Source organism: Streptomyces sp. NPDC059679, assembly GCF_042734105.1.
Taxonomy (GTDB): Bacteria; Actinomycetota; Actinomycetes; order Streptomycetales; family Streptomycetaceae; genus Streptomyces.
This window is the reverse complement of the sequence record NZ_JBHWES010000118.1, coordinates 1-22,503: the sequence shown is the minus strand read 5'-3', so window position 1 is coordinate 22,503 and position 22,503 is coordinate 1. Positions and strand designations below refer to the sequence as shown.

General features: G+C 68.5%; 12 protein-coding genes. All 12 read left to right on the top strand.

Features of this window, described 5'->3' with window-relative positions; translation table 11 throughout:
* Positions 1 to 1,654 (top strand): SDR family NAD(P)-dependent oxidoreductase (locus ACFV2X_RS53290; protein ID WP_385631042.1); only part of this gene is annotated, 1,654 nt, incomplete at its 5' end.
* Positions 1,655 to 1,705: 51 nt separating this feature from the next.
* Positions 1,706 to 7,132, top strand: a complete 5,427-nt coding sequence (locus ACFV2X_RS53285) for a type I polyketide synthase (protein WP_385631039.1) — start codon at positions 1,706 to 1,708, stop codon at positions 7,130 to 7,132.
* A 29-nt stretch (positions 7,133 to 7,161) separates the two neighbouring features.
* Entirely contained in the window at positions 7,162 to 12,450 is a 5,289-nt protein-coding gene (locus ACFV2X_RS53280; RefSeq protein ID WP_385631038.1) for a type I polyketide synthase, read from the top strand.
* 43 nt (positions 12,451 to 12,493) lie between these two features.
* Positions 12,494 to 13,264 (top strand): arylamine N-acetyltransferase, encoded by a 771-nt coding sequence (locus ACFV2X_RS53275; RefSeq protein ID WP_385631036.1) that lies wholly within the window; start codon positions 12,494 to 12,496, stop codon positions 13,262 to 13,264.
* 59 nt (positions 13,265 to 13,323) lie between these two features.
* Complete coding sequence (locus ACFV2X_RS53270) at positions 13,324 to 14,394, top strand: 3-dehydroquinate synthase family protein (RefSeq protein WP_385631034.1); 1,071 nt, start codon at positions 13,324 to 13,326, stop codon at positions 14,392 to 14,394.
* Positions 14,391 to 15,665, top strand: a complete 1,275-nt coding sequence (locus ACFV2X_RS53265) for a 3-deoxy-7-phosphoheptulonate synthase (protein ID WP_385631032.1) — start codon at positions 14,391 to 14,393, stop codon at positions 15,663 to 15,665. The genes ACFV2X_RS53270 and ACFV2X_RS53265 overlap by 4 nt, the downstream gene beginning before the upstream one ends.
* Entirely contained in the window at positions 15,662 to 16,495 is an 834-nt protein-coding gene (locus ACFV2X_RS53260) for a shikimate dehydrogenase family protein (protein WP_385631030.1), read from the top strand. Before ACFV2X_RS53265 ends, ACFV2X_RS53260 begins: the two co-directional genes overlap by 4 nt.
* 191 nt (positions 16,496 to 16,686) lie before the next feature.
* Positions 16,687 to 17,847, top strand: coding sequence for a 3-amino-5-hydroxybenzoate synthase (rifK, locus tag ACFV2X_RS53255; protein WP_385631028.1), 1,161 nt, complete (start codon positions 16,687 to 16,689; stop codon positions 17,845 to 17,847).
* Positions 17,844 to 18,944 carry a Gfo/Idh/MocA family protein gene (locus tag ACFV2X_RS53250; RefSeq protein ID WP_385631026.1) on the top strand — a complete coding sequence of 367 codons (1,101 nt, stop codon included), beginning with the start codon at positions 17,844 to 17,846 and terminating at the stop codon, positions 18,942 to 18,944. The genes rifK and ACFV2X_RS53250 overlap by 4 nt, the downstream gene beginning before the upstream one ends.
* On the top strand, positions 18,941 to 19,639 hold the full coding sequence (locus tag ACFV2X_RS53245; RefSeq protein ID WP_385631025.1) for an HAD-IA family hydrolase: 699 nt from the start codon (positions 18,941 to 18,943) through the stop codon (positions 19,637 to 19,639). Before ACFV2X_RS53250 ends, ACFV2X_RS53245 begins: the two co-directional genes overlap by 4 nt.
* Before the next feature lie 7 nt (positions 19,640 to 19,646).
* Positions 19,647 to 20,654: an ROK family protein gene (locus tag ACFV2X_RS53240; protein ID WP_385631022.1), complete on the top strand. Its 1,008-nt coding sequence runs from the start codon at positions 19,647 to 19,649 to the stop codon at positions 20,652 to 20,654.
* On the top strand, positions 20,655 to 22,352 hold the full coding sequence (locus ACFV2X_RS53235) for an AMP-binding protein (RefSeq protein WP_385631020.1): 1,698 nt from the start codon (positions 20,655 to 20,657) through the stop codon (positions 22,350 to 22,352).
* Positions 22,353 to 22,503: the final 151 nt, after the last annotated feature.

Here is a 22,503-nt window from a genome sequence, read left to right as displayed (position 1 = left end):
GGACTGTCTGGCCGGAGAGCTGGTGGATGCCTCGCTGCGGTTGTTGCCGCGTGGCGGCAGGTTCATCGAGATGGGCAAAACCGATATCCGGGATGCGGGCGTTGTCGCCGGAGAACATCCGGGGGTGGCTTACCAGGCGTTCGATGTTTTCGATGCCGGCCTCGACCGTATCCAGCAGATGCTCGTCGAATTGGTGGGACTGTTCGAAGCGGGCGAGCTCACCCCGTTGCCGTTTACCGCATGGGACGTGCGCCGTGCCCCGGACGCATTCCGTTATATGAGTCAGGCCCGGCACGTCGGCAAGATCGTGTTGAGTGTTCCGGAGCCCCTCGATCTCGAGGGCACGGTTGTGGTGACCGGTGGTACCGGCTCTCTGGGTGCTGTGGTGGCCCGGCACCTGGTTGGTGAGCATGGTGTGCGCCATCTGGTTCTTGCGAGCCGGCGTGGACCGGACGCCAAGGGAGCGCGAGAGCTGGTTGCCGAACTCGGTGAGGCCGGCGCGACGGTGACGGCGGTGGCATGTGATGTCACCGACCGGGACGCGGTGGCGGCACTGCTGGCGGCCGTACCGGCCGAGCATCCACTGACTGGTGTCGTCCATATCGCGGGCGTGCTGGACGACGGTGTGATCGCAACGCTGACACCGGAACGCGTCGCGGCCGTCTTCGCTCCCAAAGTCACCGCCGTGCGTCATCTCGACGAGCTGACGCGGGAGATGGACCTGTCGATGTTCGCGGTGTTCTCATCCGCGGCGGGCGTGTTCGGCTCGGCGGGACAAGGCAACTACGGCGCCGCCAACGCGTTCCTGGACGGTTGGATGGCCAAACGCCGAGCTGAGGGACTGCCCGGTATCGCGATGGCCTGGGGCCTGTGGGAACAAACCACGGGCATGACCGCACACCTCAGTCAGGCCGACCAGGCACGTATGAGCCGTGGCGGAACACTGCCCATCGGCTTGGCTGAGGGCATGCGGCTGTTCGACGGGGCCCTGCGGATGCCTGCCGCGCTGGCGGTGCCGATCAAGCTGGACCTGCGGGGGCTGCGTGCTGATGCAGCGGCCGGCCGGGGTACCCCGGCTCTGCTGCGTGCTCTGGTGCATGCCGGTCGGCGGCAGGCGCAGGCCGGGGAGAACGGCGGTGGACTTGCCGCGAGGCTCGCCGGTCTCACACCGCAGGAGCAGGAAGCACTGCTGCTCGACCTGGTGCGGGCGCAGGTGGCGATAGTCCTCGGCCACACCGCGGTGGCGAACGTCGCAGCGGACAGAGCGTTCAAGGATGCCGGCTTCGACTCCCTCACCTCGGTCGAACTGCGCAACCGACTGCGCGAAGCCACCGGCCTGAAACTCGCCGCGACAGTCGCCTTCGACCACCCCACCCCACTCGCCCTCGCCCGCCACCTGCACGACGAGGTCGACATCACCGGCGACGCCCAGTCACTGGTGAATTCCAAGATTGACGACATCGAATCACTGATCACAGGATCGCTCTCCAACGGTGCCAAGAAGGCCGGAGTCATACTCCGTCTCCAGAGGCTGGTGACGAAGCTCAACGGACTCGGCGATCAGAAGACGAACTCCGCAGTGGCCGAGCAACTGGAATCCGCCTCCGCTGATGAGGTCCTTGACTTCATCAACGAGGAGCTCGGAATCGCCTAAAAAATCACGCGTTCACTGATTGCCGCCCCCAGTCCAGCGAAGGAATCGAAGATGGCCACGGCCGAGAAGCTCCTCAAGTCCCTCAAGCTTGTCACAGCCGAGCTGCACGATCTGCGGCAGCAGGTCGCGCGCAAAACCGACGAGCCGGTAGCGATCGTGGGTATGGCGTGCCGTCTTCCGGGTGATGTGGGGAGCCCGGAGGACCTGTGGCGGTTGGTCAGTGAGGGTCGCGAGGGTATCTCGGCTTTTCCTGAGGGTCGTGGCTGGGATGTGGAGGGATTGTTCGACGCGGATCCGAGCAGGGCCGGTAAGTCGTACACGGACCGGGGCGGGTTCCTTCGCGAGGCGGCCCTATTCGATGCGGGATTCTTCGGGATTTCGCCGCGTGAGGCATTGGCGATGGATCCGCAGCAGCGGTTGCTGCTGGAGGTCTCGTGGGAGGCGCTGGAACAGGCGGGTATTGATCCGGCGACGCTGAAAGGGGCGGACGTCGGTGTCTTCTCCGGTGTGATCACCCAGGGGTACGGGATGCGTGGCGAGACCCCGCCGGAACTGGGCGGTCTCGTCGGGACCGGGGCGACGGCGAGTGTGGCATCGGGCCGAGTGTCGTACGTGTTCGGATTCGAAGGGCCGTCGGTGTCCGTCGACACGGCGTGTTCGTCCTCACTGGTGGCGATGCATCTGGCGGCGCAGGCGTTGCGTCAGGGTGAGTGCTCGATGGCGTTGGCGGGTGGCGCGACAGTGATGGCGCACCCATCCACGTTCGTGGAGTTCTCCCGCCAGCAGGGATTGTCGTCAGACGGCCGGTGCAAAGCCTTTTCCGCTGCCGCGGACGGCACGGGCCTAGCCGAGGGCGCCGGTGTCGTGGTCCTGGAACTTCTGTCGGAGGCGCGGCGGAACGGGCATCAGGTGCTTGCGGTCGTCCGAGGCTCTGCGGTCAACCAGGATGGTGCGTCGAACGGTTTGACGGCACCGAACGGGCCGTCGCAGCAGCGGGTGATTCGTAGGGCGCTTGCGAGTGCGGGTTTGTCGGCGGTTGATGTGGATGTGGTGGAGGGGCATGGGACGGGCACGGTGCTCGGTGATCCCATCGAGGCACAGGCGCTGCTGGCCACGTACGGTCAGGACCGGGATCTGGATCGGCCTTTGTGGTTGGGTTCGTTGAAGTCGAACGTCGGTCATGCTCAGGCCGCGGCCGGTGTGGCTGGTGTCATCAAGATGGTAGAGGCGTTGCGGAATGGCGTGATGCCGGCGACATTGCACGCGGATGTCCCGTCGTCCCAGGTGGACTGGTCAGCGGGCGCGGTGAAGCTGTTGAACGAGCCTCGCGCCTGGCCCGACGCCGGACGGCCGCGCCGGGCTGCTGTTTCCTCCTTCGGTGTGAGCGGGACCAACGCGCACCTGATCCTTGAACAGGCTCCTGTGGAGCAGGCCGAATCCCGTTCCGAGCCGAGGCCGGATGTGGTTCCACTTGTTCTGTCAGCGCATGGTGCGGCTGGTCTGGCGGGGCAGGCGGACAAGTTGAGGTCGTTCCTGTCCGCACGCACTGACCTCGACCTTATCGAGGTAGCACGGTCGCTGGTGTCGAGGCGGGGCGTGCTGTCCGATCGGGCCGTAATCGTGGCGGGGAGCTGGGATGAGGCCCTGACTGGTCTCGACGCCCTCGCGCTGGGCCACTCCGCGGCAGGCGTGGTGACAGGATCGGCGCGAGACGCGAACGCGGTCGGCCGGGTGGTGTTCGTGTTCCCAGGTCAGGGTTCGCAGTGGGTGGGTATGGGCCGTGAGCTTCTTGATTCTTCGCCGGTGTTCGCGCAGCGGGTCGGGGAGTGTGCGGTGGCGATTGAGCAGTGGGTTGACTGGTCGTTGCTGGATGTGCTGCGAGGAGATGCTCCGGCTGAGTTTCTGGAGCGGATCGAGGTGGTGCAGCCGGCGTTGTTTGCCGTGATGGTGGGTCTTGCCGCGGTGTGGGCGTCGGTGGGTGTGGTGCCGGATGCGGTGGTGGGTCATTCGCAGGGTGAGATTGCCGCTGCGTGTGTGTCGGGTGCGCTGTCGTTGCAGGATGCTGCTCGGGTTGTGGTGCTGCGCTCGCAGTTGTTCGCCGATGAACTGGTGGGGCGGGGCGCGGTGGCATCGGTTGCGATGTCGCGGCAACATGCGGTGGAGTTGCTGGGGTCGTACGGGGATCGGTTGGCTGTCGCGGGTGTGAACGGTCCCCGTTCGGTGACGGTGGCCGGGGCACATGAACCGCTTGAGGAGCTGGTTGCGGCGTTGACCGGGCGAGGGATCCGGGCCCGGATCGTGTCCTCGACAGTCGCTTCGCATTCCTCGCAGGTGGACAGGCTGCGCGGCCGTATTGCAGAGATGTTGTCCTTCGTACGCCCGGGCAAGGGCCGCGTGCCGCTGTACTCGACCGTCACTGGTGAGGACTTGCATGGTCCTGAACTGACGGCTGACTATTGGTTTGAGAACTGTCGCCGGCCGGTCGATTTCGAGCCTGTCGTCCGCAAGTTGCTGGCTGGCGGGCACACCGTGTTCGTCGAGGTCAGTGCCCACCCGGTCCTGGTCCCCGCAATCGAGGAGACCGTTGACGAAGTCTCCTCCGGTTCCGTAGCGGTGACCGGGACGCTGCGTCGTGAGGAGAGCGGTCCGCGTCGAGTGCTGGAGGCCCTGGGCCGGCTGTACGCCCATGGAGTCGCGGTTGATTGGCCAGCCGTGGTCGGGCGTAGTGCCGGACGGCCGACGGAGCTGCCGACATATGCCTTCCAACGGGAGCGCTTCTGGCTGGCGGACGGGGCGGGCACCAACGATGCCACCGCCCTCGGCCTGGGCAGGGTGGATCATCCACTGCTGGGGGCGGTGACCTCGTTGCCGGGTTCCGGAGGCGTCCTGTTCGCATCCCATTGGTCCCGGCGTACCCACCCCTGGCTCTCCGAGCATGCTGCCGGTGCGGAACTGGTATCGGCCGAGGCGTTCGTCGAAGTGCTGCTGCGTGCGGCTGATGAGGTCGGCTGCGGACTGCTTGCCGAGCTCAACGTCGAGGTCCCTCTGAGGCTGCCTCAGCACGGTGGCGTACGAGTACACGTTGGGATCGGCGAACCGGACGAGTCTGGTGAACGCCGGGCAGATGTGTACTCCCAGTACGAGGATGCGGGTGAACAGGAGGTCTGGACCCGCCACGTCACAGCACTTATCGCGCCCGGCAGCAGCCTGCCCGACTTCGAGCTGATCCAATGGCCACCGCCGGGCAGCACTGCGGTGGACGTACCCGGGCATGGGGGGTTGGACGCGGTTTGGACACGGGGTGAGGAGATCTTCGCAGAAGTCTCCTTGCCCGAGCAATCAGCTGAATCCGGCAAGTATTGTCTGCATCCGGTACTGCTCGAAGCCGCAGCGGGTGCACGGTCCCGGGCCGAACCCGCTGCGGAGTACTCAGAGCCGGAACTCCGAACCCTGTGGCGGCACGTACGCCTGCACGCTACCGGCGCCTCGATGCTGCGCGTGCACGTGCTGCCGGGCGTCTCTGGCACCTTCGGTCTGCGTCTTGCCGACGCGGCGGGAGCTCCGGTCGCGTCGGTGGCAGCGATTACGGTCCGCTCGACCTCACCAGAGGAGCTCAGCGCCGTTCCGGGATCGCGTGGGTTGCGAGATTCCTTGTTCCGGATGGAATGGTCGGAGTCGGCGGTGCCGTCTTCGGGTGGTTCTGCCGAGGTCCGGTGTGTGTCCACAGGTGCGGATCTGGCGGCGCTGGTGTCGGCCGGGACGCCGACGGCTGTGGTGGTGGCCGACCTGACGGACCTGTCTGGCGGGCTTCGGCCGGTCCTGGTGCAGGCGTTGGAGCTGGTGCAGGCGTGGTTGGCGGAACCGGCGCTGGACGGTATCCGGCTGGTGGTGGTGACCCCGGATGTCAGCGATCCGGTGGCTGCCGCGGTGTGGGGCCTGGTGCGTTCGGCGCAGGCTGAACATCCGGACCGGTTCGTCCTGGTGAGTACGGACGGCACGGAGGGTACGCAGGCGCCTCGGCGTATGCCCGTGGGCGTACTGGCGGATGTGCACGCATCCGGCGAGCCGCAGGTCGCACTCCGATCGGGCGCGGTCCTCGTCCCGCGTCTCGCTCGTGTCGCCGATACAGACCAGGCTTCCACCGGCCGTCGTCTCAACCCCGATGGCACCGCGCTGATAACCGGTGGTACCGGTGCGCTTGGTGCGCTGGTGGCCCGGCATCTGGTCGTCGAGCACAAGATCCGGAGTCTGGTCCTGGTAAGTCGTCGGGGCCCGGGCGCCCCGGGGGCCGCCGATCTCGACGCGGAGCTGACTGCCCTGGGTGCCCGCGTGCGGATTGTCGCCTGCGACATCGCAGACCGAGAGGCGGCCGGGGAACTGATCGCCTCTGTACCGCAGGACGCGCCGCTCACTGCTGTGGTGCACACGGCCGGTGCGTTCGACGACGGCGTGGTCACGGCCCTTACACCGGAGCGGCTTGACGCGGTTCTCCGCCCGAAGGCGGACACGGCGCTGGTCCTGGACGAGCTGACCCGCCACCTGGACTTGGCGGCCTTCGTCCTGTTCTCTTCCGCCGCCGGAACTTTCGGCAGCCCCGGCCAGGGAAACCTGGCCGCCTCGAACGCGTATCTTGACGCGCTGGCGGTACTACGCCGGGCTGCCGGGCTACCCGCCACATCTGTCGCCTGGGGGGTGTGGGACCAGACCGGCATCAGCGGGGATCTTGGCGTGGCCGATCAGCGGAGGATGGCCCGGTGGGGCCTGGTCGCACACTCCGCCCAGGAGGGTCTGGAGCTGTTCGACGCGGCGCTGCAGGCAGACGACGCGGTGCTCGTGGCCGCGAGGCTGGACTTCGCCGGACTGCGCGCCCAGGCCGCCTCCGAACCCGTACACCCACTGTTGCGGCGCCTCGTGCGGGCCGGCCGTCGCGCAGCTCAGCAGGCACCCTCCCGCGAGGGCAGCCTCGCCGGACAGCTGGCTGCCACGCCCCCGGTTCAGCGGGAGCAGATCCTGCTGGATCTGGTGCGGCGCGAGGTCGCTGCGGTCCTCGGCTATTCGACGCCACGCAAGGTCGACCCCGACCGGGCCTTCCAGGACGTCGGGTTCACCTCACTGCTGGCCGTCGAACTCCGTAACCGGCTCGCCGGGCTCGCAGGGACCCGGCTCCCGGCATCAATCGCCTTCGACCATCCCACACCGCGGCGCATGATGCGCCATCTGCTCGCGGAACTGTGCCCCGAGGAGGGCAGCGAGTCGGCGGATCGGGAGGATGAGATCCGGAGGGCCCTGGCGACCACACCTCTGTCCCGGTTCCGCGAGCTTGGACTCATGGAGCAGATCCTGCACCTGGTGGCGCATCCCAGTGGTGACAGTGCCGCAGCACCCGCCGATCCGAAGCAGGACGCCGAGCCGCTGATCGCGGAGATGGACATCGACAACCTTGTGAAGCGGGCGATGGAAAAGGCCCGGAAGCCGTAGTGGACGCACACCAGAACAGGGAGACAGCAGTGGCCAGTTCAGAGAGCAAGGTCGTCGAAGCACTGCGCGCTTCACTGATGGAGAACGAACGGCTGGAGAACGAGGTTCAGAGCATCCGTGACAGCCTCACCGAGCCGATCGCCATCGTCGGCATGGCGTGCCGGTTCCCCGGCGGAGTGTCGTCACCGGAGGAGTTGTGGGACCTGATCGCGGACGGCCGGTCCGCGGTCGAGGAGTTCCCCACCGACCGCGGCTGGGACTTGGAGAACCTGTACGACCCGGACCTCGACCGGCCCGGCACGACGTACGTACGGGAGGGCGCGTTTCTGCACGACGCGGGCGACTTCGACCCCGCCTTCTTCGGAATCTCCCAAAGCGAGACGATGGCCATGGACCCGCAACAGCGCCTGTTGCTGGAGACATCGTGGGAGGCGTTCGAACGAGCGGGCATCGACCCGGCTGCACTGCGTGGCAAGAACGTCGGAGTGTTCGCAGGCATGGCCGCCGGGCAGGAATACGGGACCGCTTTCCACAGCATCCCCGACGAGCTCGAGGGCTACGTGATGACCGGCGGTCTGGCGAGCGTCCTTTCGGGACGGGTCTCCTATACGTTCGGATTCGAGGGGCCGGCAGTCACGATCGACACGGCCTGCTCCTCGTCCCTGGTGGCCCTGCACATGGCAGCGCAGTCCCTGCGTTCGGGCGAGTCGTCGCTGGCGCTGGTCGGAGGCACCAATGTGATGGCCACGCCCACTGCCTTCGTGCTGACCGCACGTGCAGGGGGCCTGGCGAAGGACGGCCGGTGCAAGGCGTTCGCGGCATCCGCGGATGGCACGAACTGGGCCGAGGGCGTGGGCGTCCTGCTGCTGGAGCGGCTTTCCGATGCCGTCCGCAACGGCCGTGAGGTCCTCGGCGTCGTACGGGCCACCGCGGTGAACCAGGATGGCGCGTCCAACGGACTCGCCGCGCCCAACGGGCCGTCACAGCAGCGGGTGATCCGTCAGGCGCTCGCATCCGGCGGTTTGTCGACGGCCGACGTCGACATCGTCGAGGCGCACGGCACCGGAACCCCCCTCGGCGACCCCATCGAGGCGCAGGCGGTCATCGCCACCTATGGTCAGAACCGTGCCCCCGGCCTGCCGCTGTGGCTCGGTTCGGTGAAGTCGAACCTTGGCCACGCAGGTGCTGCGGCAGGCGTCGCTGGCGTGATCAAACTGGTGATGGCGATGCGGCACGGGGTGCTGCCGCAGACATTGCATGTGGATGAGCCGACACCTGAGGTCGATTGGTCCGCAGGAGCAGTCGAACTGCTGACCGAGGCGCACGAGTGGCCTGAAACCGGCCGTCCCCGTCGCGCGGGGGTTTCCGGGTTCGGCGTCAGCGGCACCAACGCACACATCATCTTGGAGCAGGCACCCGAGCGAGCATCCGGTAAGCACTCCGACGAGAAGCCGGGCGTACTAGGCGACTCGGTTGTGCCGCTGGTCGTCTCGGCGCGCGGTAAGTCGGGCCTGGCCGGCCAGGCTGGTCGTCTCGGCTCGTTCCTGACACAGCATCAAGAGACGGACCTGCTCGACATCGGCCAGTCACTCGTACGGAGCCGGGGACTTCTCCCGGACCGTGCGGTCGTGCTCGCCGCCGACTGGAAAGAGGTGCTGGCCGGACTTGACGCTGTGGCCCGCGGCGAGTTCGCGCCCGCTGTGGTCACAGGATTCGCGGAAAGCACAGTCGGCCGGACCGTCCTCGTGTTCCCCGGCCAGGGCACACAGTGGGCGGGAATGGGAGCGGAACTGCTCGAAGCCTCAGCTGTGTTCGCAGCCAGGATGACCGAGTGCGCCGAGGTGCTCGACCCGCTCACCGGCTGGTCGCTGCTCGATGTGGTACGGCAGGTGGAGGGCGCCCGGTCTCTTGAAGACGTCGACGTCTTGCAGCCGGTGTCGTGGGCACTGATGGTGTCGCTGGCCGCGTTGTGGGAGGCGTGCGGGGTCGTTCCGGACGCGGTCGTGGGTCATTCCCTGGGCGAGATCGCCGCTGCCTGCTATGCCGGTGCGCTGTCCCTTCCCGACGCCGCCCGCCTCATGGTTCACCGGTCCAGGATTGCCGAAGCCGAGCTGGTGGGACGCGGAGGCATGGCGTCCCTCACCGCCGATGTCAAGGCCGTCTCCATACTGATCGAGGAGTGGCCGGGTCTGGAGATCGCCGCGGTCAACGGACCCGCCTCCGTGGTCGTGACCGGTGAACTGCCCTCCCTGGAAGAGCTGCTCGCCCGATGCGAAGCCGACGGCATCCGCGCCCGCAGGATTCGCGGCATCAACGGCGCCGCACACTCCTCACAGATCGACGTGCTGCACGACTCTTTCCTGGAGGCCCTCGCCTCGGTCTCCGCTGGGCCTTCGCGCGTACCGCTGTACTCCACGGTGACCGGGCGACTCCATGACACCACGGAGTTCGACGTCGAGCACTGGTTCCGCAACATGCGGCAGACCGTGCAGTTCGACCCGGCCATCCGGTCCCTGGTCGGCGACGGGCACGGCGTGTTCATCGAGGTCAGTGCTCATCCTGTGCTGACGTCGAGCGTCCAGGACGTGCTGGAGGACCTCGAGGCCGGACCGGCCGTCGTCACCGGGACGCTGCGCCGCGACGACGGCGGCCCGCGCCGGTTCCTCGCCTCGCTGGCCCACCTGTACGCCCACGGCGTACGGGTCGACTGGGAAGCCGTCCTCGGTCGCGGCAGGGAACGGCCCGTAGACCTGCCGACGTACGCCTTTCAGCGCCAACGGTACTGGCTGGAGACGGCAGAGTCCCGTGGGGACGCACCGGGCCTCGGTCTGGAGGTGGCGAACCATCCCCTGCTCGGCGCGGTTACCGAGATCCCCGGCTCGGACGGTGTGCTGTTCACTTCCCGGCTGTCGCTGCGCACACACCCCTGGCTCGCCGACCACGCGGGCGCCGGAGTCGTCCTCCTGCCGGGAGCGGCCTTCGTGGAACTCGCAGTCCGTGCCGCGGACGAGGTCGGCTACGGGCTGGTCGGCGAACTGGTCATCGAGCGCCCCCTGGTGCTGCCCGAGAGCGGCGGCGTCCAGGTACGCGTGTGGGTCGGCGAGCCCGACGAGTCCGGCCACCGTACCGTCCAGGTTCACTCCCGCAGGGAGGAAGCCGGCTCGCGAGGGAGCTGGACCCGTCATGTCTCCGGGCGCCTGGTGCCGGAGGACGGCCAGGCCGAGTTCGACCTCACCCAGTGGCCGCCGCCCGGTGCCACCGCGGTCGACCCGGACGCGTTCGCCCACGCGTACGACCACTTGGCAGAGGCGGGATACCACTATGGTCCAGCCTTTCAGGGAATGCGTGCGGCTTGGACTCGTGGCGAGGAGGTGTTCGCCGAGGTCTCACTGCCGGAGTCAGCGGGCAAGGCCGATGAGTACGGGTTGCACCCGGCCCTGCTGGACGCGGCCATGCACACCAGTCTCTTCCGCCCCGATCTGAGCGACGAGAGCCCGAAGCTGGCTCTGCCGTTCGTCTGGCGCGACGTCAGGCTGCACGCCGACGGAGCCTCCACGCTGCGGGTGCACCTCACCCCGCTCGCCCCCGACACGATCCGTCTGCACCTGGCCGACACCTCCGGCGCGCCGGTGGCTTCCGTCGACTCGATGGTCATGCGTCCCGTTGTCCCGGAATTGTTGCGCGTCGGTTCGGGCGCGGCCACGGACCGGATGTTCCGGGTGGCCTGGGAGCCCATCTCCGTGAGGAGCGTGGACGACGAGCTGGACGCCGTACGTGTGTCGACTGCCGAAGACGTTAGCGCCGTGGCCGCATCGGCCCCAGGTGTGCTCCTGCTCGATGTGGCCGGCGATGGGCGTACGGACCCCGACGCCGTCCGGGACCTCAGCGGGCGGGTGCTGGAGGCCGTCCAGGCGTGGCTGGCGGAGCCCGCCTTCCAGCACACCGTTCTCCTCGCTCTCACGCACTCTGCGGCGGTTGTCCGGGACGGGGACCCGGCTCCCGATCTCGCCGTTGCGACGGCCGCCGGCCTGCTGCGTGCGGCGCAGACGGAGAACCTGGGCCGCGTCATCCTGGTCGACACGGACGGTACGGAGGCGTCAGACCGGCGCCTGCCTGATGTGCTCGCGGCCGGGGAACCGCAGGCGGCACTTCGGTCGGGCTCGGTTGCGGTGCCGAGGCTCGTCAGGGCCTCGCCCGCCGAGGCCCAGGGCCGTCCGCTGAACCCCGGGGGTACTGTTCTGATCACCGGCGGTACGGGTTCGCTGGGCCGCCTGGCGGCCGGGCACCTGGTCACCGAGCACAAGATCAGGAGTCTGCTCCTGGTGAGCCGGCAAGGACCGGACGCACCGGGCGCGGCCGAGCTGGAGGCCGAACTCACGGAACTCGGCGCGAACGTCCGGATCGTCGCGTGCGACGTCTCCGATCGGGACTCCGTGGTCGCACTGCTGGCCTCTGTTCCCCACGACGCCCCGCTCACCGGCGTGATCCACACAGCCGGTGTGCTGGATGACGGTGTGGTCAACTCCCTGACGCCCGAACGGCTCGACACGGTGCTCCGTCCCAAGGCCGACGCGGCAATGATCCTGGACGAACTCACGCGCGATCTCGACCTTGCCGTCTTCGTTCTGTACTCGTCTATCGCGGGGATCTTGGGCGCAGCGGGTCAGAGCAGCTATGCCGCCGCGAACTCCACCCTCGACGCGATCGCGGTACGCCGTCGCGCTTGCGGACTGCCCGCAATCTCACTGGTGTGGGGATGGTGGGGCCAGGTGTCCGGCGTAGTGGACAAGCTCACCGAGGTCGACCTGAAGCGCATCGATCGGCTCGCCATGCTCGAGTTCACCGCGCAGGAGGGCATGGAGCTGTTCGACCTCGCGCTGTTCGATCAGGGTGCTGCTCTGGTCCTGGCGAACTGGGACCTGCAAGCAATGCGGGACCAGGCTGAGTCCGTATCGGTCCTCCCACCGCTGCGCGGCCTCGTCCGGGTGGGCCGGCCGGCCGCCAGTGACGGGGCGGCCGGGGCCGGCGGGCTGGCCGGGCGGCTGACCAACGTGTCACCGGACGAACGTAGGAAGATCTTGGCTGAGCGGGTCCAGCGCGAGGTCGCCGCCATTCTCGGCTTTCTTTCACCGGATCAGATCGGACCGGACCTGTCCTTCTTCGACATCGGGTTCGACTCGTTGACCGCCGTCGAGCTCGCGAACCGGCTGTCTGCGCTGATCGGCGTCCGCGTCCCGTCCACCTTCGCTTTCGAGTGCTACACGGTGGATCTGGCTGTCGAGGCGCTGCTGGAGCGCCTCGAACTGCCCGCAGACTAGTAATGCAAATGCTTTTTCCTTCCCGGATGAAATGGAGTTCGGCGTGTTCGTCAAAGAGAAGTATCTGCAGCGGTTGGGGTACGAGGGATCCGGTATTCCTGATCTTCAAACCCTGGCGGAACTGCAGTGGCTGCATCTGTGCAACCTTCCCTACGACACTGGATACATCCTGCATCAGCCGTACGAGGACTTCGACACACCCCGCGTGTTCGAGGCGGTGATGAAACGCGGCGGAGTCTGTTTCGAGTTGAATTACCTCTTTTATCTCCTCTTGGTCGAGATGGGGTTCGATGCGTATGTGAATTCCGCCAGCACGGCTCTCCCCGGCGGTAAGTGGAATTCCGAGATCGAGCACATGGTTGTCCGGGTTCGGATAGACGACGTGGATTGGCTAGTCGACGTCGGTCACGGAAGCATTGCCATCACGGAGCCTTTGCGTATTGATGATCAGGGAACAGTCGCGGTTCAGATGGGCACGGAGTTCCGCTTGGCCACGCGCGGCGAGTGGCTCGTCCTTCAATACAAGCCACAGGGCAGGGATTGGCGTGACGCATATCGGATGAAAATCAAAGATCGTGCCATTTCCGATTGGAATACGTGGCGAGAAGAACTGCCGCCCGACGCGGACCCTGTGGTGCCGCGAAAGCGGCGACGCGGTGTGGAGAACGGACAGGTGACCCTCGTCGCCAATCTCTTCAGGTCCATCATCGGGGGCGAGGAGACGGTGAAGCACGTACGTGATGAAGCAGAGCTGATCGAGATCATGACTACTTACTGGGGAGAGTCCGCACCTATCGTCGGGTACGAACGATGACATTGTCGCCGCCGCCCAGCCCCGTATGAAACAGGCCATGAATGAGAGAGCGAGACGGCGTGAGAGGCCGAATACCGGTAAGCATCGGCGACCGTTCGTACGATGTGCTGGTCGGCCGGGGGGTGCGTTCCTCGCTGGCCGAAGTGATCCACGGCCTCGGCGCCCGGCGGGTCGCCGTCGTGTCAGCCCGGCCCGCGGAATGGGTGCCCGACACCGGCGTGGAGACCCTGCTGCTGCCCGCCCGCGACGGTGAGCGGGACAAGACCCTCGCCACCGTCGAGGCGCTGTGCGCGGAGTTCGTACGCTTCGGCCTCACCCGCAACGACGCGGTCGTCTCCTGCGGGGGTGGAACCACCACCGATGTCGTCGGCCTGGCCGCCGCCCTGTACCACCGGGGCGTGCCAGTGGTGCATCTGCCGACCACGTTGCTGGCGCAGGTCGACGCGAGCGTCGGCGGTAAGACGGCGGTCAACCTGCCCTCCGGTAAGAACCTGGTGGGCGCCTATTGGCAGCCTGCCGCCGTATTGTGCGACACCGAGTACCTGTCCACCCTGCCCCGGCGCGAGATGCTCAACGGCTTGGGCGAGATCGCCCGCTGCCATTTCATCGGCGCCGGCGACCTGCGCGAGCTCGGCCTCACGGAGCGTATCGCGGCCAGTGTGACGCTCAAGGCCGGCGTTGTCTCGGCCGATGAGCGCGACACCGGTCTGCGGCACATCCTCAACTACGGCCACACCCTGGGCCACGCGCTGGAATCCGCCACCGGCTTTGCGCTTCGGCACGGCGAGGCCGTCGCTGTCGGCACGATTTTCGCGGGCCTGCTCGCCGGCGCTCTGGACCGGATCGGCCCCGGGCGGGTGGCGGAGCACCGGGAGGTCGTCGAGTTCTACGGCCTGCCGGCCGCGCTGCCCGAGGAGATCGAGACGGCTGAGCTGATCCGCCTGATGCGCAGAGACAAGAAGGCGCTCACCGGCCTCGCGTTCGTCCTCGACGGCCCCAGCGGCGCGGAGCTGGTCCACGACGTATCCGAACAAGTCGTCGCCGATGTCCTGGAGCACATGCCACGGCAGCCACTCGGCCGACTCGTCGAGCCGGCACACTTCCACGGAACAGGAGATCCGCTGGCATGACGCGCTCATCAGGGGCAGCGCACGGCGAGGCCAGGGTCTGGGCCACGCGGGAGCCAGGGCTCGCGGACCGTCTCGCCGCGGCCCTGGACAGACCCGCGGCGCAGCAGCCCGAGTGGCCGGACCCCACCCTGGCCCGGACGGTGATGGACCGGCTGCGCAACGCGCCCCCGATCGTGGCCGAGTCCGAGACCGCCCAGCTCTCCGAGAAGCTCGCGGCGGTCGCCCGCGGCGAGGCATTCCTGCTGCAGAGCGGGGACTCTGCGGAGACCTTCGCCGAGACCACCGAACCGCACCTGCGGGCCAACCTCAGCCTCCTGAAGCGCATGGCCCTGCTCCTGGCCCACGCCGCTGAGCTGCCGGTGGTTCCCCTCGCCCGCATGGCCGGCCAGTACGCGAAGCCGCGCTCCCAGCCCGCGGACGCGGACGGCCTGCCGGTCTACCGGGGTGACATGGTCAACTCCGCCACACGCACCCTTGCCGCCCGCACTCCCGACCCCGAGCGGATGCTGCTCGCCCACAGACACGCGGCTCGCGCGATGGCGCTCGCCCGCCGGGCCGGACAGATCTATGTGAGCCACGAGATGCTCTTGCTCCCCTACGAATGCGCCCCGCTCCACACCGCTAGGTTCGCCACCGGTCCGGAGCCTCTGCTCGCCAGCCCACTCGCACACTTCCTGTGGATCGGTGAGCGCACGCGAGGCCTCGACGACGCGCACCTCGCCGTCGCCGAACTACTCGCCAACCCCATCGGGGTGAAGATCGGTCCCGGCACCACCCCGGAACAAGCCGTCGAGTACGTCCGCAGGCTCGACCCCCACGGCACGCCCGGGCGGCTGACGCTGATCAGCAGAATGGGCCACGCCCTGGTCCGCGAGGTGCTGCCGCCGATAGTGGAGAAGGTCACCGCCACCGGCCACCAGGTGGTCTGGCAGTGCGACCCGATGCACGGCAACTCCCGCACGACCGCCGGCGGTCGCAAAACCCGCCACTGCGACGACATCGTCGCGGAGATCAGCGGCTTCTTCGACGTCCACCGCACCCTCGGCACTCACCCCGGCGGCATCCACCTGGAGGCGACCGGCGAGGACGTCACCGAGTGCCTGGGCGGGGCCTGCGGCCTGGGTGAGGACGACCTTTCGGCCCGCTTCCGTACCGCCTGCGACCCCCGCCTGAACGAGGAGCAGGCCATCGAGCTCGCCTACACCGTCGCCGATCTACTCGCTGCTGCTGTCCGGCCGGTCACCGACACAGGCTCTCGGAACCCGAGATGACCGCCACCGCCGCGTCGCCGCAGCCCTCGATCAGCGGCACCACCCGCTTGTACGCCGTCGTCGGCGATCCGGTTGCACAGGTCCAGTCTCCCGGCCTGCTCAATCCGCTCTTCGCCGACCAGGGACTCGACGCGGTGCTGGTGCCGGTGGAGGTTCGCCCTGACGATCTGGAACAGGTCATCTGCGGCCTGCAGCGCATCGGCAACCTCGACGGCATCTTCGTCACCGTCCCCCACAAGGCGGACGCCGCCCGACTCGCCGACCGGCACAGCCGCACTGTCGAGATCGCCGGAACGTCCAACGTGCTGCGCCGCGAGACCGACGGCAGGTGGTTCGCCGAGAACTTCGACGGTGCCGGTTTCGTGGCCGGCCTCGCCCGTGCCGGTCACGAGATTCGCGGCAGCCGGGTCGCGCTCGCCGGGGCCGGCGGAGCGGGCAGCGCCATCGCGGCGGCGCTGCTGACGGCCGGCGCGAACCGGATCGCCGTGACCGACCCGGACCGGACCAAACTGGACGCACTCGTCGGCCGGCTCGCCAGGTACTGGCCCGGCCGGGTACACGCCGTTGCCGAACCGGCCCTGAACGACAGCAACCTCGCGGTCAACGCGACCCCGCTCGGGCTGCGATCCAGCGACCCGCTGCCGTTCCCGCCCGAAGCGCTCGCCCCCGGAGCGGCTGTGGCCGACATCATCATGAAACCCCACGAGACGCCTCTGCTGCGGCAGGCCGCCGCCCTTGGCCACCACGTCCACTACGGCATTGACATGCTGAAAGGGCAAGTGGAGTTCTACTGCGAGTTCTTCGGTCTGCGCGCACCCGGGACCGGCTGACGCCCGCACCGGCCACACTCGCACGTCCAGCCGGCCCACATCCGGGCGGACGGCTACCAAGCCGAGGGATGCGGGGCGGTAAGAGCGGTGCCTACCGTGAACGTTGCACATCCGGCCACGTGCCCCGCCCCGCTCTATGCCGTCCGTCGGCCATCGGCCGAGAAATGTTCGAAATGAAGATTTGGAGACGCATGAACGCGCGAAGGACACCAGAGTTCCCCACCTGGCCGCAGTACGACGACGGCGAGCGCACCGGCCTGATCCGGGCCCTGGAGCAGGGCCAGTGGTGGCGCATGGGAGGGTCGGAGGTGGACTCCTTCGAGAGTGAGTTCGCCGACTTCCACGGCGCCCCACACGCTTTGGCCGTCACCAACGGCACCCACGCCCTGGAGTTGGCGTTGCAGTGTCTGGGCGTCGGGCCGGGCACCGAGGTCATCGTGCCGGCCTTCACCTTCATCTCCTCCTCCCAGGCCGCTCAGCGGCTGGGAGCGGTTGCCGTCCCCGTCGACGTCGATCTCGATACCTACAACATCGACGTGGCTGCCGCGGCTTCCGCCGTCACCCCTCTCACCAAGGTGATCATGCCTGTGCACATGGCGGGGCTCATCGCCGACATGGACGCGCTCGGCGAACTCTCCGCTGACACCGGTGTGCCTCTTCTCCAGGACGCCGCCCACGCACACGGTGCCCGCTGGCAGGGCAAAGGGGTGGGCGAGTTGGGTACGGTCGCCTCGTTCAGCTTCCAGAACGGCAAGCTGATGACCGCCGGCGAGGGCGGTGCGGTGCTCTTCCCCGACAAGGAGACGTACGAGGCCGCGTTCCTGCGGCACAGTTGTGGCCGACCACGTACCGACCGCCGATACATGCACCAGACCGCCGGCACCAACATGCGGCTCAACGAGTTCTCCGCGGCCGTGCTCCGCGCCCAGCTGGGCCGCCTCGACGCCCAGATCACGCTCCGCGATCAGCGCTGGACGCTGCTGTCCCGGCTGCTCGGTGAGATCGACGGCGTCGTGCCCCAGGGCAGCGACCCGCGCGCCGACCGGAACTCTCACTACATGGCGATGTTCCGGATCCCCGGCGTATCCGAGGAGGCCCGCAACGCCCTCGTCGACACGCTCGTCGAGGCCGGCCTGCCCGCCTTCGCCGCCTTCCGGGCGATCTACCGCACCGACGCGTTCTGGGAGATGGCCGCGCCCGACACCACCGTCGACAAGCTCGCCGAGAGCTGCCCGCACACCGAGGCGATCAGCACCGACTGCATCTGGTTGCACCATCGAGTGCTGCTCGCCTCAGAGGAGGCCCTTCACACCACAGCCGAGATCATCGCCGACGCCGTGGCCGCACGGTGAGGGTCCGGGCTGCCGTCGTCGGGCTCGGCTGGGCGGGCCGCGACCTGTGGCTCAGACTGCTGTGCGAGCACAAGGACTTCGAGGTGGTCGCCGGCGTCGACCCCGACCCAGGCTCCCGGGCGGCCGCTGTGGCCACCGGCCTGCCCGCCCACCCCACCGTGGACGCCCTCGATCCCCGCACGGTCGACATCGCCGTGGTCGCGGTACCCAACCATCTGCATGCCGAGGTTGCGGCCGCCCTGCTCCGTCGAGGGATCTCCGTCTTCCTGGAGAAGCCGGTCTGCCTCACCACTGCCGAGGCCGACGCCCTCGCCGCGGCCGAACGGAAGGGCGCGGTGCTGCTCGCCGGCAGTGCCGCCGCCCACCGCGGCGACATCCGCGAGCTCTCCGGGCTGCTTCCCCAGCTCGGCCGGATCCGCCATGCCGACCTGGCCTGGGTCAGGGCGCGCGGAGTGCCGCAGCCCGGCGGCTGGTTCACCCAGCGCAGCAGGGCCGGTGGCGGTGCGCTCGTCGACCTCGGCTGGCACCTTCTCGACGTCCTCGCCTTCCTTCTCGGCCCCGCCCCCGTCGCCCAGGTGATCGGCTCGATCTCCGACGACTTCGTCAGCAGCAGAGCCTGGTCCGCCACGTGGCGTGAGGACCGGCTCACCGACGCCCCGACCGGCGACGTCGAGGACACCGCCCGCGGTTTCCTGGTCCGCGAGGACGGTATCTCTGTCTCGTTGCGGGCCAGTTGGGCCTCACACGAGGCGCTGGACGGCTCCGTCATCACCATCGAGGGCAGCGATGGAACGGCACGGCTGCACTGCACCTTCGGCTTCAGCCCGAACCGGGCTCCCGAATCGGTGCTCACCCTCACGCAGGATGGCTCCACACAGCGGATCCCGCTGCCCGCCGAACCCATCGGCATTGAGTACGGTCGCCAGCTCGACGGCCTCGCCCGGCTCCTGGCCGACCCGGGCCGACGAGGCCAGGCCGTCGCCCAGGCCCGCAGCACCGTCCGGTTGATCGAAAGCTTCTATGCATCGGCGCGCGCTGCCCCACCTGCGGATCACGCGTCCGAATTCACCGCCCACAAAGAGGTGAGGATCGCATGACCAGAGGGCCGGAATGCCATGCGGCACCGACCATCGAACAGCGCCCCCCGGTCCCCAGACACGCTGTCATCTTCGATCTCGACGGGGTCGTCGTCGACAGCTTCGAGGTGATGGGTGAGGCGTTCTCCCTGGCCTACGCCGAGGTTGTCGGCACCGGCGAGGCACCTTTCGAGGAGTACCGGCGCCACCAGGGCCGCTACTTTCCCGACATCATGCGGATCATGGGCCTTCCGCTGGAGATGGAAGAGCCCTTCGTCCGCGAGAGCTACCGGCTCGCCAACCGCGTCCAGGTGTACGACGGTGTCGTCGACGTCCTGCGGACGCTGAACGAACGCGGCCTCCGGCTGGCCATCGCCACCGGCAAGGCAGGCGAGCGCGCCCGGTCCCTGCTCGATGTCCTCGGCCTGCTCCCGTACTTCGCCCACGTCATCGGCTCCGACGAGGTGCCCCGGCCCAAGCCCGCCCCTGACATCATCAGACGCGCACTCGAACTCCTCGAGGTTCCGGCGGAGCGGGCCATCATGATCGGCGACGCCCCCACCGACCTGGCCAGCGCCCACGGCGCCGACGTCACCGCCGTAGCCGCACTGTGGGGCTGCCAGGAAGGGGCCGAACTGCTCGCCGGCGACCCCGATGTCGTCCTGCGGTGGCCCGCCGACCTGCTCGCCCTCTGCCCGGCCCTGCCCGGCCACTGAACCGCCAGTGGCAGCCGCACCGCCGTCCTGGCACCTCGGCATCGACATAGGGGGCACCAAGGTCGCCCTGCGCGCCGAGTCGGCAGACGGACGTACCGAGGAGCACACATTCCTCTGGCCGAACGACCAGGACGGACCGGACCGAGACTTGGCCCTGCTGTCAGACGGCGTCGCCACCCTGGCGGCCCGGACGGGTGACGGTTTCCAGGCCGCGGGGGTCGCCGTCCCCGCCACGGTCGGCCCGGACGAGCGGGTCACCTCCTGGCCCAGCCGACCGTCCTGGACCGGCCTCGCCCTCGGTCCCGCGCTGCGCGCCCTCGTGCCCGGAGCGGCCATCGCATGGGCGGACGACGGCGACGTGGCCGCCCTCGCCGAGGCCGCGGCGGCCGACTGCGCCAACCTGCTCTACATCGGCGTCGGAACCGGCATCGGCGGCGGCCTGGTCCTGGGCGGGCGCCTCTGCCCCGGCCCGGGTCGGGGCTCCTTCGAACTGGGCCATCTGGTCGTCGCGTTGGGCGGCCCCGTGTGCGTCTGCGGCCGCCAGGGCTGCCTCCAGGCGATCGCCTCGGGCCCGGCCACTCTGTCCCGGGCCCGCGAACTCCACGGCGAGCCGGTCACCTACGAAGAGCTGCGCGAAGCCCTCCGTACCGCCCGCCCATGGGCTACGGCCGCGATCGACGGCACCTGCCAGGCCCTGGCCACCGCCATCATGGGGGTCACCGAACTGCTACACCCAGGTCTCGCCGTGATCGGAGGCGGATTCACGGCAGGCATCGACAACCTGGTCGACCGCATAGCCACCCACCTGACACCCATGTCGCGCCCAGGCCGCCCCGCCCCACCCGTCGCTCCGGCGCGCCTGGGCGGCCTTTCCTCCCTCCGAGGCGCGGTCCTGCTGGCCCGAGCCGTCACTGACGGAGCCGTACCTTCTGTGGCTGCCGCTGCCCCGGTTCGCGGGGACACACGCGGCGCCGCATCTACGACACCCCCCGCTCTTCATCAAGAGGAGGCATGAATGTACGAACGTCAGTCCGTTTTCGCCGACATCCAGGATCCGCTGTGGCCACCCACCGCCGTCCGGCCGTCCGCTGAAGCCATCGAGGGATATCGGCGGGAGGGCCAGTGGCGCGCTGAGCACTTCCTGACGGATCTGCATCGGCACCGACGGGAGCGGCCGGGCGAGATCGCCGTCATCGGTTATCGCGCGGACGGCACCACCGAGACGTTGTCGTGGTCGCGGTATGCCGATCAGGTCGAGCAGTTCGCGTCGGCGTTGCGCGCGCTCGGTGTGGGGCCGGGCCAGGTCGTCGCCGTCCAGTTGCCGAACTGGTGGGAGACCAGCACGCTGATCCTGGCCGTCATGCGTACCGGTGCGGTGGTCAGCCCGGTCACCGCGGCGCTGCGCGGCCGGGAGCTGGAGAAGGTGCTGGCTCAGCTGCGCGTCACGGTCATGGTGACGGTCGGGGAATGGTATGGCTACGACTATGCCGGAGCCCTTGCCGAGATGGCGGAACGCCTGCCGCACCTGCGGCATCGGGTGGTCGCCGGTCGCAGTGCCGATCGTGGCGAGATAGATTTTCAAGACCATTTCCAGCGTACGCCGTGGGCGCAGCAGTACCCGATGCCACTGGACGAACCGATGGATCCCGACCAGGTGGCTCTGGTGCTAGTCACTGCCGGGACGACGGGGAAGCCGAAGGGCGTGCTGCACACCTCCAACACAATGTCGGCCGCGGCCGGCGCGATCATCGGCGAGGAGCGGATCAGCAGCTCGGAAGCGTCCTACACGCCGCACAGTCTGACGAACATCCTCAGCATCACAATCTCTCTCGTGTCTCCTCTGCTCAGCGGTAGCCGGGCGGTGCTGTTCGACAAGTGGGCGTCCAGCCGGATCGCGGAGATCGTCGCGGAGGCGCGGGTGAGCATCATCACCGCCGCCGCGTCGTTCATCGACATGATCGTGCGGTCCGCGGTCGCCGCCGGTAACGACACGTCGTCGCTGCGGTATCTGTTCTCGGAGGGCGCGCCGATCCCGCCGAAGCTGGTTCGGGAGGTGTACGAGGAGCTGGGCGTGCCTTTGCGGGCCACGTACGGCATGACCGAGCTGCCGATCGGGACCTGGACGCGCCCGAGCGACCCGCCGGACTGGGCCGCCCACAGTGACGGGCGTCCCGGGCCGGCTGTGGAGATCGACCTGCGCGCCGACGGCGAGGTCAGCAAGGCGAACCCGGCCGTGCTGTATGTGCGTGGCGCCGGGGTCTGTGTGGCGTTCGTCGGCCTGGACACCGGCGCGGTCGAGATTCTCTGCGACCGCGACGACGGCTGGCTCGACACCGGCGACCTGGTCGTGCCGGACGGCCGCGGCGGGATCCGGCACGTCGGCCGGGTCGCGGACCGCATCGGCGACGGCTTCATGATCCCGGTCGTTGACGTCGAGGCCCAGGTGCTCGAGCACCCGGCCATCGCGGCCGTCGCGATCGTCGGCTACTTCGACGCGGTCGGCAAGGAGACCGGATGCGCGGTCATCGTCGCCGCCGGCCCGCCTCCGACGCTCGAACAGCTCCGCACGTACCTCACGGCCCAGGGCATGACCGAGGCTTACCAGCCGACGCGCCTCGAGGTCGTACCGGTGCTGCCGCGCAACGCCAACGGCAAAGTCCTCAAGCGTGAGCTCCGGCGGCGGGTGCAGGAACAGTTCGGTCACCCCGTCTAGCCCCAACGCCGCGACTCTGTTGGTTTGTGTCCTGAACACGACGTGGAGCTGTATTTAGACCGTGTCCTATGTGGTGAGGCGTCGTTGCCCCGGGCATGGGGCGGGGTACGTGGAGTTGGATTGTTCCGGACGGGCTGTGGGAGTTCGCGTA

Excerpts from the sequence above, each read along its gene's own strand:
- ACFV2X_RS53260 (WP_385631030.1), top strand. The coding sequence starts at position 15,662 with ATGACCGCCACCGCCGCGTCGCCGCAGCCCTCGATCAGCGGCACCACC.
- rifK (WP_385631028.1), top strand. The coding sequence starts at position 16,687 with ATGAACGCGCGAAGGACACCAGAGTTCCCCACCTGGCCGCAGTACGAC.
- ACFV2X_RS53265 (WP_385631032.1), top strand. The coding sequence starts at position 14,391 with ATGACGCGCTCATCAGGGGCAGCGCACGGCGAGGCCAGGGTCTGGGCC.
- ACFV2X_RS53245 (WP_385631025.1), top strand. The coding sequence starts at position 18,941 with ATGACCAGAGGGCCGGAATGCCATGCGGCACCGACCATCGAACAGCGC.
- ACFV2X_RS53285 (WP_385631039.1), top strand. The coding sequence starts at position 1,706 with ATGGCCACGGCCGAGAAGCTCCTCAAGTCCCTCAAGCTTGTCACAGCC.
- ACFV2X_RS53235 (WP_385631020.1), top strand. The coding sequence starts at position 20,655 with ATGTACGAACGTCAGTCCGTTTTCGCCGACATCCAGGATCCGCTGTGG.